This is a genomic window from Streptomyces sp. NPDC052109 (assembly GCF_040680195.1).
Classification (GTDB): domain Bacteria; phylum Actinomycetota; class Actinomycetes; order Streptomycetales; family Streptomycetaceae; genus Streptomyces.
Genome location: NZ_JBFAWF010000006.1, coordinates 194,487 through 209,509, shown reverse-complemented (window position 1 = coordinate 209,509; position 15,023 = coordinate 194,487). Strand labels below are relative to the sequence as shown.

General features: G+C 70.6%; 15 protein-coding genes and 1 pseudogene. 8 read left to right on the top strand and 8 right to left on the bottom strand.

Features of this window, described 5'->3' with window-relative positions:
* Positions 1-51 precede the first annotated feature (51 nt).
* The 4 genes from AB0L59_RS15695 (at position 52) to AB0L59_RS15680 (ending at position 3,249) form a co-directional block, all read left to right on the top strand.
* Positions 52-468: a DUF5997 family protein gene (locus AB0L59_RS15695; RefSeq protein ID WP_365583206.1), complete on the top strand. Its 417-nt coding sequence runs from the start codon at positions 52-54 to the stop codon at positions 466-468.
* Between the two features lie 464 nt (positions 469-932).
* On the top strand, positions 933-1,745 hold the full coding sequence (locus AB0L59_RS15690; RefSeq protein ID WP_365583205.1) for a LuxR C-terminal-related transcriptional regulator: 813 nt from the start codon (positions 933-935) through the stop codon (positions 1,743-1,745).
* Between the two features lie 568 nt (positions 1,746-2,313).
* A complete protein-coding gene (locus AB0L59_RS15685) occupies positions 2,314-2,514 on the top strand; it encodes an RHS repeat domain-containing protein (protein WP_365583202.1) in 201 nt (66 codons plus the stop codon).
* Positions 2,515-2,595: 81 nt separating this feature from the next.
* Positions 2,596-3,249, top strand: a complete 654-nt coding sequence (locus AB0L59_RS15680; protein WP_365583200.1) for a TetR/AcrR family transcriptional regulator — start codon at positions 2,596-2,598, stop codon at positions 3,247-3,249.
* A gap of 8 nt (positions 3,250-3,257) precedes the next feature.
* Here the strand turns inward: AB0L59_RS15680 and AB0L59_RS15675 are convergent, their stop codons facing one another.
* The 6 genes from AB0L59_RS15675 to AB0L59_RS15650 all read right to left on the bottom strand — a co-directional run bounded on the left by AB0L59_RS15675 (position 3,258) and on the right by AB0L59_RS15650 (position 9,075).
* On the bottom strand, positions 3,258-4,745 hold the full coding sequence (locus tag AB0L59_RS15675) for an MFS transporter (protein ID WP_365583198.1): 1,488 nt from the start codon (positions 4,743-4,745) through the stop codon (positions 3,258-3,260).
* Positions 4,746-4,843: 98 nt separating this feature from the next.
* Positions 4,844-5,665 (bottom strand): alpha/beta hydrolase, encoded by an 822-nt coding sequence (locus AB0L59_RS15670; RefSeq protein ID WP_365583195.1) that lies wholly within the window; start codon positions 5,663-5,665, stop codon positions 4,844-4,846.
* Positions 5,666-6,229: 564 nt separating this feature from the next.
* Positions 6,230-6,451, bottom strand: a complete 222-nt coding sequence (locus AB0L59_RS15665; RefSeq protein ID WP_365583193.1) for a hypothetical protein — start codon at positions 6,449-6,451, stop codon at positions 6,230-6,232.
* A 30-nt stretch (positions 6,452-6,481) separates the two neighbouring features.
* Positions 6,482-7,285, bottom strand: coding sequence for an alpha/beta hydrolase (locus AB0L59_RS15660; RefSeq protein WP_365583190.1), 804 nt, complete (start codon positions 7,283-7,285; stop codon positions 6,482-6,484).
* A gap of 103 nt (positions 7,286-7,388) precedes the next feature.
* On the bottom strand, positions 7,389-7,847 hold the full coding sequence (locus AB0L59_RS15655; RefSeq protein ID WP_365583187.1) for a cupin domain-containing protein: 459 nt from the start codon (positions 7,845-7,847) through the stop codon (positions 7,389-7,391).
* Positions 7,848-8,289: 442 nt separating this feature from the next.
* Entirely contained in the window at positions 8,290-9,075 is a 786-nt protein-coding gene (locus AB0L59_RS15650; RefSeq protein ID WP_365583186.1) for an SDR family oxidoreductase, read from the bottom strand.
* 362 nt (positions 9,076-9,437) lie between these two features.
* On the opposite strand from AB0L59_RS15650, the gene AB0L59_RS15645 reads away from it, so the two are divergent.
* Positions 9,438-10,223 (top strand): helix-turn-helix domain-containing protein, encoded by a 786-nt coding sequence (locus tag AB0L59_RS15645; RefSeq protein WP_365583183.1) that lies wholly within the window; start codon positions 9,438-9,440, stop codon positions 10,221-10,223.
* A 661-nt stretch (positions 10,224-10,884) separates the two neighbouring features.
* On the opposite strand, the gene AB0L59_RS15640 is transcribed toward AB0L59_RS15645, so the two are convergent.
* A complete protein-coding gene (locus AB0L59_RS15640) occupies positions 10,885-12,558 on the bottom strand; it encodes a hypothetical protein (RefSeq protein ID WP_365583182.1) in 1,674 nt (557 codons plus the stop codon).
* Positions 12,559-12,852: 294 nt separating this feature from the next.
* Here AB0L59_RS15640 and AB0L59_RS15635 point away from each other — a divergent pair, with 294 nt between their 5' ends.
* From AB0L59_RS15635 to AB0L59_RS15625, 3 genes and pseudogenes are all read left to right on the top strand, one after another.
* On the top strand, positions 12,853-12,990 hold the full coding sequence (locus AB0L59_RS15635) for a hypothetical protein (RefSeq protein WP_365583179.1): 138 nt from the start codon (positions 12,853-12,855) through the stop codon (positions 12,988-12,990).
* Between the two features lie 537 nt (positions 12,991-13,527).
* Positions 13,528-13,686: pseudogene (locus tag AB0L59_RS15630) on the top strand (RHS repeat domain-containing protein); the annotation flags it as partial.
* Between the two features lie 18 nt (positions 13,687-13,704).
* Complete coding sequence (locus AB0L59_RS15625; RefSeq protein WP_365583571.1) at positions 13,705-14,364, top strand: RHS repeat-associated core domain-containing protein; 660 nt, start codon at positions 13,705-13,707, stop codon at positions 14,362-14,364.
* Here AB0L59_RS15625 and AB0L59_RS15620 read toward each other — a convergent pair.
* Complete coding sequence (locus tag AB0L59_RS15620; RefSeq protein ID WP_365583177.1) at positions 14,318-15,004, bottom strand: DUF2848 domain-containing protein; 687 nt, start codon at positions 15,002-15,004, stop codon at positions 14,318-14,320. The genes AB0L59_RS15625 and AB0L59_RS15620 overlap by 47 nt on opposite strands.
* Between the last annotated feature and the right edge of the window lie 19 nt (positions 15,005-15,023).

Genomic DNA, 15,023 nt, shown 5'->3' with positions numbered 1-15,023 from the left:
CGTCACCGGCCGTGGTCGGCGGCCCGGCGCACGGCCGATACCCTTGACCTCATGAGTTCGCAGCAGAGCACCCAGACGATGAAGCCCGCGACCGCGGCGAAGAAGCTGGGTGTGTACCTCCCCGCCACCCCCGCCTCGTTCCAGGAGGGCGTCGTCTCGCGCGCCGAGCTGAACGAGCTGCAGGCGAACCCGCCGGAGTGGCTGAGCGAGCTGCGGCGCAACGGTCCCCACCCGCGTCCGGTGGTCGCCGCGAAGCTCGGCGTGTCCATCGCCGGTCTCGCGCGCGGCGGCGTCACCGAGGCACTGACGACCGAGCAGATCGATGCGCTCAAGCAGGAGCGGCCGGAGTGGCTGGAGAAGGAGCGCGCCACCCAGGCCGAGGTCCGCAAGGAAGCCGCGCGGATCAAGCAGATGCAGAAGGAGAAGGAGCAGATGCAGAAGGAGCAGCGCGCCGCCGGGCGCGACTGATCGTCCGCCTTCTTCCAGAAGCGTTCTTCCGCAACGCCCTCCGGCCGCCGGGGGGGGGCGTTGTCATTGCCGTGCCCGACGGTTCCCCGTCAGTTGCTGAGGCCCGGTTGCGGGTGGCGGCGGAGGAGGGCTGCCGCGACGTCCTCGGTCCTCTCCCGCCGGTGGCCCGGCCGGTTTCGCCCGCCGGGGGCTTGTACCGGCCCGCTGCACCGAGGAGTTGGACCGCGTGCCGTGCGTCGCGGGCCAGGCGGGGCGCCGGGCGAGTCCCGGTGGAGTGGGGACCCGTGCAGGGACACGGCACCGGGCGGGCCGCCGTTCCCCCGTGTCGGCGGCCCGCCGGTCATGCGTCCGCGAATTCCGGCGTCGCAGGGTTGAAGTGTGCGACAGGCGGCCACCGCAGGGGTATGCGTACAAGTACGTACGGGCGCGGGGACGACGGGCCGCGAGGCGACCGGAGACAACGGGTGGGATCGGACAGGGCCTACGAACGCCTGACGGCCATCGCCGTGGCGGCGCTGCACGAACGGGAGCCCGCGCGTCTGTGGCCGTTGCTCGCCGGCGCGCTGGCCGACCTGTGCGGCGGCGAAGCGGTCATCCTGAAACTGGACGACTGGAGCGAACGCGAGGGCACGATCGGCGCGGCGCCCGACGCCGCCGCCGTCGAACTGGAGCGGCTCGGGGACGCTGACCTCGCTCTGCTCCGCGCGGGCTTTCCCTTCGCCCGGCACTATGCGGACAGCGCCGACCGGGAGCCGGTCACCGCACAACGGGCGGCGGGCCGCGGCTGGCCCGACAGCCCGACGGCGCGGCTGCTCGGCGAGGCACTCGACGTGGACCACGTGCTGGGCCTGCCCCTTCCGGAGAGCACCGCGCCGGTCACCGGTTGCCTCGTCCATCGCGCCGGTACGGATTTCACCGACGACGATCTCGCCATGGCGCAGCGCGCACAGCCGTTACTGACGGCCGTCGAGCGGCAGCGGCAGTTGCTGGAGGAGTGGCGCCGCGCGCTGGGCCGGGACAGGGCGCCGGACGAGCGGGCGGCACAGTGCGCGCTGACGTCGCGCGAGACGACCGTCCTGCTGCTGCTCGCCGACGCCCTCACCGCCGACGCCATCGGCCGGCGCCTGGGCATCTCGGTCCGCACCGCGCACAAGCACGTCGAGAACATCTACCGCAAGCTGGGCACCCGTGATCGTCTGGGCACCGTGCTGCGGGCCCAACGGCTCGGCTTGGTGCCGCCGTCCGCTCCCCCCTCACCCGAGGCCGGCCCGGCGTGATTCCTCACCGCGGAGCGGTCCGCCGGAACCGAGCACCGCGGACCGCGAAGCGCCTGACGGCTGCGGACTCTTCCTCGGGGTCCGGTCGGCCCCGGCGTACCCTCCCGGCCGAGCGAACGCTCGTCGCCGCCACATACCGTCACGTCCGCCGTGCGCGTGCTCGAGGTGCCGCACGCGCTGCCCGCGTCGCCCTCGAGGAAGCCGAGCAGGCGCCGCCCCCAGTCCGCAGCGACACGGTCGGCCGCGCTCTCCTCGTCGCCGCTCTACCGGGGCGACTCCAACTCCGCGGTCAACGAGACCAGTTCACCGTCCGCCCCCGCGCCGGGAGAGCCGGCGGCTCACCCGTCGCCGCACCCGCTTCACCGTCAGTCCGGCGACTGCGGCCGCGCGACCGACGAACGCCGCGGCCACCTGCGCCGCGAGCGACCGCCGTGAACCGGTAGGGCTTGCCCGTGGAACACCGGCGCGGGCGCCGATTCGGGGACGAAGGGTGCGGCGATCGCGCCTACCGGGGCCACGACCTCGTGCCCGCCGGCGGATCGGCCACGAGCAGGACACCGCCGGACGTGTGGTGCTCCGTCATCGGACCCGGCTCTGCCGCAAGCCGGACACGTGGTGGTACAGCCGGGAGGCGCAGGACCGGCTCGCCCAGGTCATCGTTCCGGACGGATCGGTATGGCGTTACCGGTACGACACCCTGGGCCGACGCGTCGGCAAGCAACGAACCGCCGCCAACGGCGTCGGCGATGCCGACGGCCGGCCCGAATGACCAGGTCGGTCCCGTGAGCATCCACCCTCCCGTAATGAGAGCCGACCCTCATTATCAGGGTTGACTTGCTATTCTTGACCCATGCACACGGGCGAACCGAAGACTCCGCAGGCCAGAACGGGCCGAGCGAACCAGAAGCTGCGTACGCGCAGGGCGCTTGTGCAGGCGGCGGTCGAGCTGATGCGCACCGGCCGGGACGTGACGATGCTCGAGGTCGCCACTTCCGCGCTGGTGTCTGAGGCCACGGCCTACCGCCACTTCCCCGACCTGCCGAGTCTTCTCCAGGAGGCCATGGCCGGGCAGATGCCCACCCCGGCCGAAGCGCTGGCGTCGGTCGCGGACTCCCGCGACCCGGTGGAACGCATCGCCGTCGCGACGGAACACCTGTTGCGGCTGGTTCTGACGTACCAGGGAGCGACCCGCGCGATGATCGCTGCCACCATCACCCGTCCCGAGGCGGCCGGCGCCCGCCCGGCCATGCGTTTCGGCCTGATCGACCACGCGCTCGCCCCTCTGGACGACACCCTGGGGGCCACGGACCCGGCTGCCGTGACGCGACTCAAGAACGATCTGGCCGCCGTAGTCAGCGCCGAGGCCCTGTTCTGCCTGACCGACCTGTGCCGACTGGGCCCGGAGGAGGCGATCGCCAGCGTCGTCCGCACCGCGACCACCCTGACCCGAGCCGCACTGAGCGGCGACGAACCCATCGGTGGCCGCCCCGTCGCACAGCACTGACCATGGCGTCACGCCGGTGCTCCGCCACGGGGGACGGGCGCGCCGCTCAGGGCGGGCACGGGGTCGGTCGGGAAGTGTGCGGCGACCCGCGCGGCGGTGGCGGTGGCACGGTTTGTGGTGGTGGCCAGACCTATCGAGGCGATGACCAGCCCGCCTGCGGCCAGGATCCACCAGCCCGGGTGGCCGGCGGTGGCGATTCCGGCATGGCCCGGTACCCGGGTGCGCGCGGTGACGATCGCGCCCAGGACGGCGACGCCGAGGTTGTTGCCGATCTGGCGGCCGGTGGTGGTGATCGCGGCGGAGACCCCCGCCTGGGCACGTGGCATGCCGGCCACGGCCGTGCTGGTGATCGGGGCGTTGACGAGGCCGAATCCGATGCCCAGCAGAACATAGGCAGTGAGCAGGACCGTCCACGGTGTGGTCGCGGTCAGCGTGGTCAGCGTCAGCGCCGCCGCCGCGATCAACAGTCCGGCGGCGACCAGGGGCGGGCGTGGGCCGCGCGTGGCGGTCAGGCGCCCCGACAGTGGTGAGGCGATTGCCGTGGCGGCGGCCATGGGCACGGTCAGCAGGCCGGCGTGCAGCGCGGTGCAGCCGCGTACGTCCTGCAGGTAGAGGGTGTTGAGGAACAGGAAGCCGGACAGGACGAGGAAGGCCGTGACGGCGGCGGCGAAGGAGCCGGTGAACGGGACCGAGCGGAAGAACACCGGGTCGACCAACGGCTGCTCGCGGCGTCTTTCGTAGCCGGGCAGCGCGGCGGTCGCGGCCGCGGACAGGATGAAGAGGGCGACGATGGGGGTGCTGCCGTAGCCCTGGCGGGAGCCTTCGATGATCGCGAAGATCAGCGAAATCAGGATCGTGACGACGAGCACCTGACCGACGGGGTCCGGACGTCGCGGCGCCGCGGCCCTGGACTCGGGCACGAACACCGCGGCCAGGACGAGGGCGGCCAGGCCGATCGGGATGTTGATCCAGAAGATCGAGCGCCAGCCGGCCGAGGCGACCAGCAGGCCGCCGACCACGGGGCCGGCCGCCAGGGACAGGCCGACCGTGGTGCCCCAGAGCCCGATCGCGCGGGCGCGCTCGCGTGGGTCGGGGAAGGCGTGGGTGATGATCGACAGGGCGACCGGGTTGAGCATGCTGGCACCCAGGCCCTGGGCGATACGGAAAACGATCAGCCACCCCTGGGTCGGGGCCAGGGAGCAGGCCAGCGAGCCGGCGGTGAACAGGGCCAGTCCGGTCTGGAACACCCGGCGCCGCCCGACCCGGTCGGCGGTGGAGCCGGCGAGCATCATGAAGGCGGCGACCGCCAGGGTGTACCCGTCGACGGTCCACTGCAGGCCGCTCACCGGAGCGTGCAGATCGCGGCCGACGGCAGGCAGGGCGACATTGACGGCGGTGGTGTCCAGAGCGGTGATCAGCAGGCTCAGGCAGCACACTGCCAGAACCAGACCCCCGCGCCGACGGCCGCCGTCGGCCGGGGTCGTATGCGTCGTCATGTCCATCCTCCTGGGTCGGTGGTGGTGCGGTCCTGACGTGCACCGCGCGGGTTGGGTCGCGAGCGGTGGGCAGGCACCGCTTTGTACTGGTCGCCGTGCTACTCGCCGTCGGGCCTGACCTGGGTGTCGACGAAGTCGCCGATCGCCCCGAAGACCGCCCCGGGTTGCTCGATGTGCGGGAAGTGCCCGGCCTGCGCGATGGGTTGGAAGGTGGCGCGGGGCAAGGAGCCGGCCAGGGTCCGCTCGTACTCCAGCGGGGCTATGCCGTCCTGCTCGCCGGCGATCACCAGGGCCGGGACGGTGACCCGGTGCAGGCGACCCCGCAGCTTCGGGTCGTAGCAGAACGGGTCGCCCGCGTACACGGCCAGGGTGCGCTGGTTGGCGGCCATCGTGGCCAGCTGCTCGGGGGTGAGGGTGGCCGGGTCCGGGCGCAGCCGCGGGTCGTGGAAGGCAAGTTCACCGGTCTTGGCCGGGCCGAGGTCGGCGGGGTTCGCCAGATGCAGCGGGGGCTCGGGGGCGATGCCGGTGGAAGCGAGCAGGGTCAGGCAGGAGATCCGGGCGGCGTTGTCGCGTAGCGCCATCTCGGCGGCGATCCAGCCGCCTACCGAGTTGCCGGCCACCATGACACCGCGCAGGTCGAGCGCGTCGAGCAGGTCGAGGTAGGCGATGGCCAGGTCGGCGACGGTGTCGGTGGATTCCGGGCGGGGCGTGCCGTCGAACCCGGGGTGGGTGGGCACGACCACGTAGGCGTGCTGCGCCATGGCGGCGGCGAAGCCTGCCATCGAGCGCGGTCCGGCACCACCGTGCAGCATGAGCACGCCGGTGCCCCCGGTGTTCCGGCCGAACTCCACAAGGGTGACGGCAAGGCCGCCCGGAAGGTCGACGGTGCGGGTGGTGGCGGTGGGAGCGGAGACGGTCATGATGATGGTTTTCCTCGGGCGTGGAGACAGGTCATGGCATGGCTGTGGATCTTGCGGCGGGCCGCATCGCCCTGGCGCCGTGGTCGAACGTCCAGGGGCGGCATCGATCGGGTGTGTCCGGTCGACGGGGATTTCGTCGAGCTGGACGAGGCGCCGGGGCCGCCGGGGCTGGGCGCGGGTGGCGGGGATCAAGCGATGGACGTGTTCGGTGTGGAGGCGGGTGTCACACGCGGCGGCGCCGCTGGAGACCTCGTAGCGGTAGAAGCGTCCGGGGACATCGGGCGCCTCGCAGGCGGTGAGGGTGCCGCAGCCGGGTACACGGCGGACCTCGCGGACGCGTTCCTCGCGGTGAGGAAGTCCTCTTCGCCGCTGCTACGGGTCACAGCTCCACTCTGATACCGGGTTCGACGATGCGGACGCTGGTGTCGGGGCCAGGTCGCGTGAGGCGTCCTGACAGCGCAGCGGGTTCCTGTCGCTGTGGGTGATCAGCCGGTCTCCCAGGGAGCCCTTGGTGAACGCGTGGTGGTGCGGGACGGCCGGCTCGTGCTCGAGGATGGCGGTCAGCTACGCCGTCTCGTCGGCGTTCATGACGACCTGCATGTTGTTCGCGGGCCGGATGCGCAGGCCGTTGGCGGGCAGCAGCGCGAACGAGATGTGCCCCAACCGCTCGGAGATCTGGACCAGTTCGGGGATGAGCATGGTGTCCCCGGCGAAGTACACCGCCTCGCACCCGGCGCGCGGGACGAAGGTGACCTCGTACGCGCCGTGGCATGGTCGGGTCTCCATGGGTGACGGTGGCCGGCCGCTGGTCGCCGCTCAGTGCGCGGAGGCGGAGAAGTGGGTGGCGGCGCTGTCCCGGATCGCGTGCAGCACCTGGTCCGGGGTCTCCAGTTGCGGGGCGTGGCCGGTGTCGGTCAGCAGTTGGAACCGGGCCAGGGGGATGGCTGCGGCGTAGGCGCGACCGTAGGCGACGTCCACGATCCGGTCGCTGTCACCCCACAGCACCAGGGCCGGGACCTCCAGCGTCCCCAGGCGTCCGGCCAGGGTCGGATCGGTCATCGCGGTGCCGGCGTAGGCAGCGATGGCGGCACGGTTGCCGGCCGCAACGGCCTGCGCCGCAGGGGGCAGTGTGGCGGGGTCGATGCGGAACGGTTCGGGGTTGTGGAAGCTGAGCGCGAAGACCTGATCCATGGTCAGGGAGAAGAACTCGGCCACCGGGTGGCCGGGCACCTCGATGCCGACCGCGTCGATCAGGACGATGCCGCTGACCCTAGGCGACTTCAGCAGCGCGATCTCGGCGGTGATCCACCCGCCGATCGAGTTGCCGATGACGGTGACGTCGCTCAGATCCAACTGGTCCAGCAGCGCCTGGTAGAGCGCAGCCAGGCCGGCGACAGAGTCCAGGGCCTCGGGGCGTTCGGTGCCGTCGAACCCGGGGTGGGTCGGGGCGAGCACACGCACCTGATGCGCGGCGGCGAACTTCTCGGCGAAGCCGGTCACCGACGCCGGTCCGGCCCCGCCGTGCAGCAGCAGGAACGGCTGTCCGGACCCGTACTCGGCGACCGGTACCCCGATCGAGCCGGTCCCGGGGAGGTCCACGTCGTGGGTCACGATGGTCATGCCTGTCTCCTTGGTCGTCTGGGTCGTCTTGGTCGTCGCTGGTGGCGGGCGCCGAACGGGCAGCCCGGGGTGGACTGCTGAAACACACTGCAGGTGCGTGTGGTCAGGCGAAGTCGGTGGCCGGTTCGGTGGAATACCGGCTCATCGCCTCGATCGTGGACTCGGGGGTGAGCGGCCGACCCTCGGCGATCATGTCGCGCAGATCCCGGAAGTAGTTGACGTACAGGTCCGGCGTGAACGTGTTGAGCAGGACCGTGGTGCCGTCGGTCGGGTTGGCGAAGGTGTGCGGGGCGCCGGGCGGGATCATGACCAGCGTTCCGGCGGGCGCGTCGTACACGGTCTCGCCAACGGTGAACCGGGCCGCGCCGGACACCACGTAGAAGCCCTCGTCGTGCCGTGCGTGGCGGTGTTGCGGCGGCCCGTCGGTGTGGGGGGCGAGCGTGATCTCCCCGACGCCCAGGCGGTGCCCGGTCGTGCTGCCGTCCTCCAGGATCCGCATCCGCGTCGGGCCGAGCTGGATCGACTCACCGGCGTCCGGGCCGACCACCGAGACATCTGCCATCTGAACCTCCACCAGAAAGAGGGCACCCTCACCATGAGGGTTGACTCTCATAAAGGTACGCAGCCCACTCGTCTTATGCAAGTGGTCTCTCATAACGAGGGTCAACCTTCCATGTTCTTTCACTGTGCGTGGGGGCCTCGCGCACCGACCCGCTCGGCCCTGGAAGAAAGTGCGGAACAGGCCGACCACCGCGTCGCCGACGGCCCAGTGCTCGACCAGCGGCCCGTCGCGGTAGCGGACCAGGTCCATCACCCTGAACTCGACCTGGCTGTGGTTCCGGAAGTCGGGACGGACGAGCTCGTCGATCAGACCAAGGCGGCCTTTCTCCTGCACCTGTTCGACGAAGTACCGCATGCCGGCCCCGTAGGTCTCCATGCCCCTCACGCTGCTACCGCCTCTCTGCACAAGGCCGTCAGCGGCCGTGCTCCGCCCGCGGTGACCGTCAGCTGACGGTCTTGTAGAGGTCGGCCTGACCGTCCGAGGCCGTCAGGCCGCCGTCTACGGGTATGTGCACTCCGTTGAGATACCCGGCGTCGCGGCCTGCGAGGAACGCGATGACGGCGGCGACCTCGGCCGACTCGCCCGGCCGGCCCATCGGCACGCGGTCCACGAAGCGCTCGTACAGCGACGTCCCCTCGGCGAGCGCATCGCGCACGTGCTGCCTGCTGAGCGTCGCGCCGGGGTGTACGGCGTTGACCCGGATCTCCCGGCCGTGGTCCAGCGCCATGGAGTTCGTCAGGTTGACCAGCGCGCCCTTGGTCATGTTGTAGACGGCCTGGTTCCATTCACCGCGCAGCCCGGCCACGGATCCGACGTTCACGATGCATCCCCGTACCACCCTCAGGTGGGGCAGCGCGGCTCGCGACGCGAAGAAGGCGCCCTCGACGTTGGTGCGCACCATCGTCCGGTAGCTGTCCAGGTCGATCCCGTCGACGGTGCCGGGAATCGCCACCCCCGCGTTGTTGACCAGCACGTCCAGGCGCCCGAACCGCTCGGCCGCACCGTCGATGGCCGCGGTCACGGCACCGAGGTCCGACACGTCCGCGACCCAGGGGTGCAGCTCCGCGCCCTCCGGGCCCTCCTTCGCGGTCTGCCGGAGGGTCGCTTCGGTGCGGCCCACCAGCACCACGGTGTACCCGTCCGCGGCGAACCGGTGCGCGGTCGCGGCCCCGATGCCGGTACCGGCACCCGTGATGACGGCCACGCGGGCGGACTCGTGTTGGTTCATGAGGTTCTCCTCTTGTGTATCTGCCAGGCCGAAGCGGAGGGTTGTCACTGGTACTGAAGCCTAGGAAGATCGGCACAACGCAGGCTTGAACCACAGCGCCATCCGGGCAGAACAGATGCGCCAGACAGCGCGGAGCGACGAACGCGGGGCGAGCGGTGACGAACAGCACCGGTGTGAAAGCCGACGGGTCAGGCGCGGCGCCCTCCGGGGACTTCGGACTCCCCGGTGCAGCACCAGGAGCGTTCGATGCCTTCCGCAGCGGTTGGGAGACGGAGATAGGCGACGGCTTCCCACTGCCGACCTTCAGCCCGGCCACGACCCGGGACTTCCGGGTCAGGAGCCGTGCCACCAAGGTGGGCGACGTGGCCATCACCGATCTCCACGGCGCGTCGGCCATCCGGACCGAGGGCGCTCTCAACGGCGTCGAGGATCAGGTACGGATGTACGTTGTGCAGCGCGGCTGCTGGACCCTGGGTGCCCCGCTCGCTCGCAGCGAACAGACCGTGCCGGCCGGGCAGTTCCTGCTGCGCCACATCGGACGGCCACTGCACTTCGAGACGGTTCCGGACACGACGGCGAAAGTCCTCGTCCTGCCCGCTGCCACCCTCAAACCGCTGCTCGGCGGTCGGCAGAGCGTCAGCGGGCCGCTCGCGTCCGCCGAGGTGCGCCTTCTGGTGGCCCACTCGAACATGATCTACGAAACGGCCGCGGACCTCGGGCCGGCGGGAGTGCGGGCCGCCCACGGCACGCTCATCGAATTGGCCAAGGCGGTGGCAAGAGGTCAGGTCGATGACGTGGAACCGCAGTTGGCGCCCGCACTCGCGCAGGCTGCGAAGGATCTGGTGGACAGCCACCTGGCCGACCCCGAGCTCTCCGGGACGATGCTGGCACGTGAACTCAACGTCTCCGTCCGCAACCTGCAGCGTGCATTTGCCGCAGGAGGGGAGTCGGTGACCGGTTACATCCGGCGGCGAAGGCTGGAAGAGGCACGGCTGGCCCTCACCGCGCCCTCCGGTCGGCTGAGCGTCTCGGAACTCGCCGCCCACTGGCAGTTCGCCGACAGCAGCCATTTCATCCGATCCTTCAAGAAGCACTACGGCCGGACGCCCACCGAGTACGCCCGCTCGACCGACCCGGCGGGGCACTGAACTGAGCAGCGCATCGACTCGACAGCAGCGGCGCGCCTCCATTCCTCCTGCCGGTGGCAAGGACCTGGGCGTTCGCCAGGGAACTGCCGGCGTCACAGGCCAAGACCGCCGTCCAGTCGAAGCGTGTGCTGATGTAGGCCTTCGGGTCGTGGCTGCGCGCCGAACGGGGCATCCGGGGAAAAGCGCGGTGGGTGAACGGGGCGCCGGCAGTGGTGATGAGGTGCCCGACACGGCGTGCCTGCTCGTCGGAGATCGCGCCCGTCAGTGCTCCGGTCGCCGGGTCGATCTGCCGGAAGTGGTGGGTGAACGGGATCGCACCTTGACGTGGCTGAGCATGGTCTCGTGGTCCAAGGCCAGCGCATCGCCCCGGGCGGCTCGCGTGGCATGGCGTGGCGCATGGACTCGGTCGCCCATGGACCTCTGGTTGCCGAGCCACTTGCTCCGAAGCGTGGACATCGGGCCGACGCCCTGTCGGATCGAGGGACCGCAGCCTGGATTCGCCTCGGAGGCGAACAGCGGGGCGTCCTCGTAGACGGCGGCGCTTTCCTGCTTGGATTGCGGCCCCCGACCTGCGAAGGCGTCGCGCGCGCGACGCGAGACCGCGCACATCGTGCTCACCACGGCACGGGGCGCCGCGCCAACCGCTGCGGCGCCGTCCCGCTCACAGATCGTGTTCGTCCATCAGGCGCATCAGGTTCCGCTTGCGCTTCTGGGTGGTGCGCAGGGCGGTGACGTACGCAGTGAACTCGTCCGGGGTGCCCAGGCGGCGATGGCAGTCGCGGATGCTCTGCAGCAGGCCTACCAGCTGCTCGTACACAGCGTTGCCGGTCTGCTTGGTCAGCGACTCGGCCAGGCGCAGGTAGACGCCGAGCGAGTCGGCGGGGCGGGTGGCGCGCCCCTGGTCGGCGAGGGTGAGCCACTGCCTGTCGTCGGCGCCGGTTTCGGTAGCCGTACGCCAGGCGGCGTCGACGTCCTTGTCGTCGAGCAGCACGTCGACCAGGACCTGTCCGCCGTACCAGCCCACGTGCCGCCGCCCCGCTTCGGCACGCAGCACGGCCAGCGCTCCCTCCCGCACCGTCGACCAGCAGTCGGCGGCGCGCGCGGCGGCGCGCAGTTGCTGGTACGCGAGCAGCGAGCAGCGGGCCCCGAAGTGGTCACGCCGCACGGCAACGGCATCGGACAGCCGTCCCGCCTGGGCATAGCGGTCGCAGAGGTAGTCGACAAGGGCGGTGTCGACGATGCTGAGGTCCCCGGCTTCCAGCATTCCGCGTTCCGCCCAGCGCAGGGCCTCGTCGGGGCGCCGGGCGTTGTCCAGTTCACGTGCGACGACCAGGTGCGTGTGGCCGTTGGGTGCGAGATCGGCCGCGTGCACGGCGATGATCGTGTCGATGTCGCCGCCTGCCTTGGCCAGACGTTCCATCAGGTCTTTCTCGGCCCAGCCGGTGCGATTGCACCGCCATGCCTCGATCGCCAGCTTCCGAAGGGCACTCATCCCCCGTTCACCGAGGACGTCCTCGTAGTCGAGTGGATCGACGCCGGTGAGGTCGTCGAGGTCGCCGAGCACGTGACCGACCAGCCACCGGGCGAGCCCCTCCGGGGCGGGGCGCTCCGTGCGGCAGGCGTCCAGATGGGCGTCGGCGAGGGCGGAACCGACCTGTCCGAGCCATCCGTCGGAGTCGTCGACACTCTCCACCGCCTCGGCCAGCAGCTTCATCGCACTTCGTGCCAGGGTGATCGCGTCGGCGGCCCGTCCCGAGCGGGTGAGCGCGCCGATCGCGGACACCGCCTGCCCGGCCTGGTCGGCGTAGGCGCGTGCATCGGCGTACTCGACGCACCCGCACCGCGCGAACGGGCCGATGTCGAGCAGTTCGTGGATGCGGGCCCGGACCCCGGCGAGGTCATCGCGCGCACACGCGGCCCGCAGCTCCAGACGGCGCCGCAACTGCCGGTCGTCAGCGATCTGTTCCCGCAGCAGAGCGAGCAACTCGTCCTTGGACAGGGCGGACAGCCAGGCGTCGAGGTCCTGGACGCGGTCTTGGGCCGCCTTGCGCTGTCGCGGCAGACTCTCGCGCTGGGCGAGCACGGTCAGGCCCAGGGCGACCAGGTGCTTGCAGAAGTTGCCCTCCAGGCCGTAGGGGCAGTCGCACTCGCCGGACAGCCCGCCAGGCCCGTGCAGGGTCAGCTCAACCTCGTACCGTTCCGTACCGTGGACGGTGGCCGTGACCCAGCCGTCACCGATCTCGACCCCGGACACCGCGTCGAGGTATCCGAGCCCCCGCTCGAAGGAACGGACACCGGACAGACTCTTCAGGTTCGCCTCAGTGAGACCGCCCATGGTCACTCCGTCCTGCTCTGGTCCTTCACCTGCTGTGGCGTGAGCTTAGGGGGACACGGCAGGCGGGCCGAACGCCCAGTCGTTCAGGCCGGCAGCGGCTGCCGGTGTGGCGTCGACCGCTCGCCCGAGGCCTTCCAGGAGTGCAAGGAACGCCGATCACCGTGTGCCCCCCGGCCGGCCTGACTCCTTCGGAGACTGATCCTTGCGCACTCCACGTTGTTCCCGTTCTCTTCGAACTGACCCTGGATGTTGCTGCGCTGCCCGCAAGCCACAGGGTACGGCGCGGGCTCGGCCTTGAGCGGACTGCCCCACCGCACCGATCCGGTCGACGACGTCTCCCATTACGCGTACGCCGCAGCGGACTGCCTCGTTTCGGCAACCGGCTTCGACTGGCGCACCATCAGTTACTGCTGGGGCCTGGCCAGCAGCTGACAGCCCGGACCGACGCGCTCGATCAGGTGACCCCGCGGGGGTGCCGCACACGTAGACGCTGGCCGATCCACCGAGTAGGACGCGGTCGTCGCGGGGTGGGGAGAAGCAAGACGACAAGAGGTTGTTCACACTCAGCCATCACGCTTGGGCCTCCAATGCGGTGACCCACAGGAAGGCGGAGCCCCCCATCGCGGCGGCGACCAGACGACTTCCGTCCGTCGACAAGGCCACGACCCACACCGCCGTTCCGTCGCCTTCTGGCACGCAGCGAGGCAGTCCGGTCGCCGAATCCCACAGCAGCCCGTAGTCGTCGTACCCCCGCCGGTGCCCAGGTGCCGGCCGTCGGGTGACCAGGACACCGCACCGGTCGAACCGACGTGGCCGTCCCACTCCCGCACCGTCCCCCTGGGCCGACTGGACTCGTTGAGATGAACGACGCGCAGTTCCATGGACGTGGTGGCCGCAGCCGATTGTCACCGGCCCGGTCCCAGCGCCAGGTTGCCACTTGCACCAGGTTGACACTTGCAGTCACCCGAAATGGCGCCGACCGCTGCCTGTCCGCCGTCCGCCACAGCAGCACGTCTCTGTGGTCCCGGGCGCCCACCCAGAGGCCGTCGGGGCTCCAGACGACGGCTCGCGCAGGTCATCACTCCTGACGGCACGGTGTGGCGGTACCAGTACGACGCCCTGGGCCGGCGCATCGGCAAGCAGCGCATGGCGGAGAACGGCGTCGACGTGCTGGAGCACGTGGACTTCGCCTGGGACGGCGTCTCGCTGTGCGAGCAGACGACCAGGTGGGGGGAGACGAGTGACTCGGGGACCCTGACGTGGCATCTCCATGGCGCCGAAGCGGTTGCTCAGAGCGAGCGCAGGACCATGGCCACGGCGTCGCAGGACGAGATCGACGCTCGTTTCTTCGCCATCGTTTCCGATCTTTCGGGGTCTCCCTGCGAACTGATCGACGAGTCCGGAGAAATCGCCTGGCAGGCCCAGGCCACGAACTGGGGAAAACTGTCCTGGCCGGTTCGGAGTCAGGCCTACACGCCGCTCCGTTTTCCGGGGCAGTATTTCGACTCCGAGACGGGCCTCAACTACAACTACCTCAGGCATTACGACCCCGAAGTAGGCCAGTACGTCAGCCTGGACCCCCTCGGTCTCGCCCCCGCAGCCAACCCTGTCGGGTATGTGGACCGTCCTCCCGTCTCCTGCGATCCGCTTGGGCTTGCTCCGCAGAAGTCACCCATCCCGCCGCTGGACACTCCGGTGCCCGCACTCGCCGCATCCGCAGGACAGGCCTCGTCCGCCGGCCCGCAGGCAGGCCGTCGCGTCAGCCGATGGGTGCCGGCATCGGCTGGACCACGTAATCGAGGCTGATGCTGTCCCCGGTGACGGGGTCGCCCAGTTCCACGCTCCAGCCATCAGCGAACTGGTCGACACCGGGAGCCATGGGAATGGTGCCCGAGATCAGGACCGTGCCGGGGGTGAGTGCGCCTCGTGAGCGCAGAACCTCCACCCAGTAGGCGGGTGCGAGGAGTTCGGCGAGAGTGCCGTGCTGAATCTCGGTCCTGGTGTCGCCCTGGGCGACCCAGGCGGTAAGGGTGAGTTCATCGATGCGGGACTCCACGTCGGCCAGGCGCCAGGCACGGCGTGCCAGGACGTCGGGACCGGCGTTCTTGCTCCAGGCCACGCCGTGCACCTCCAGGTCCCGGTCGGTGTGATCGCAGGCAGCCGTGAGCAGCAGCTCTCCGCCGTCCGCCACCACCAGTGCCCACTCCGCCTCGCCGGAGGTGCGCGCGTGCTGCGCCTGGACCCGGTCGGTCTGCTGGGCGAGGTAGGCAGACACGGGGTAGAGGGCCGGCGTCACGGAGGGGCCTGGGACGCCCAGCTCGGCGAGTTCCGCGACGTGCGCGGCGACATCCTTCTGGCTGCGCCCGGCATAGCCGGCGTTGAGGACCTGGATGACGTCGACCTCGCGCGTCGAGCCGTCGGGCAGCTCAAAGGTCAGCACGGCCATGAAGACACTCCTAGAGATC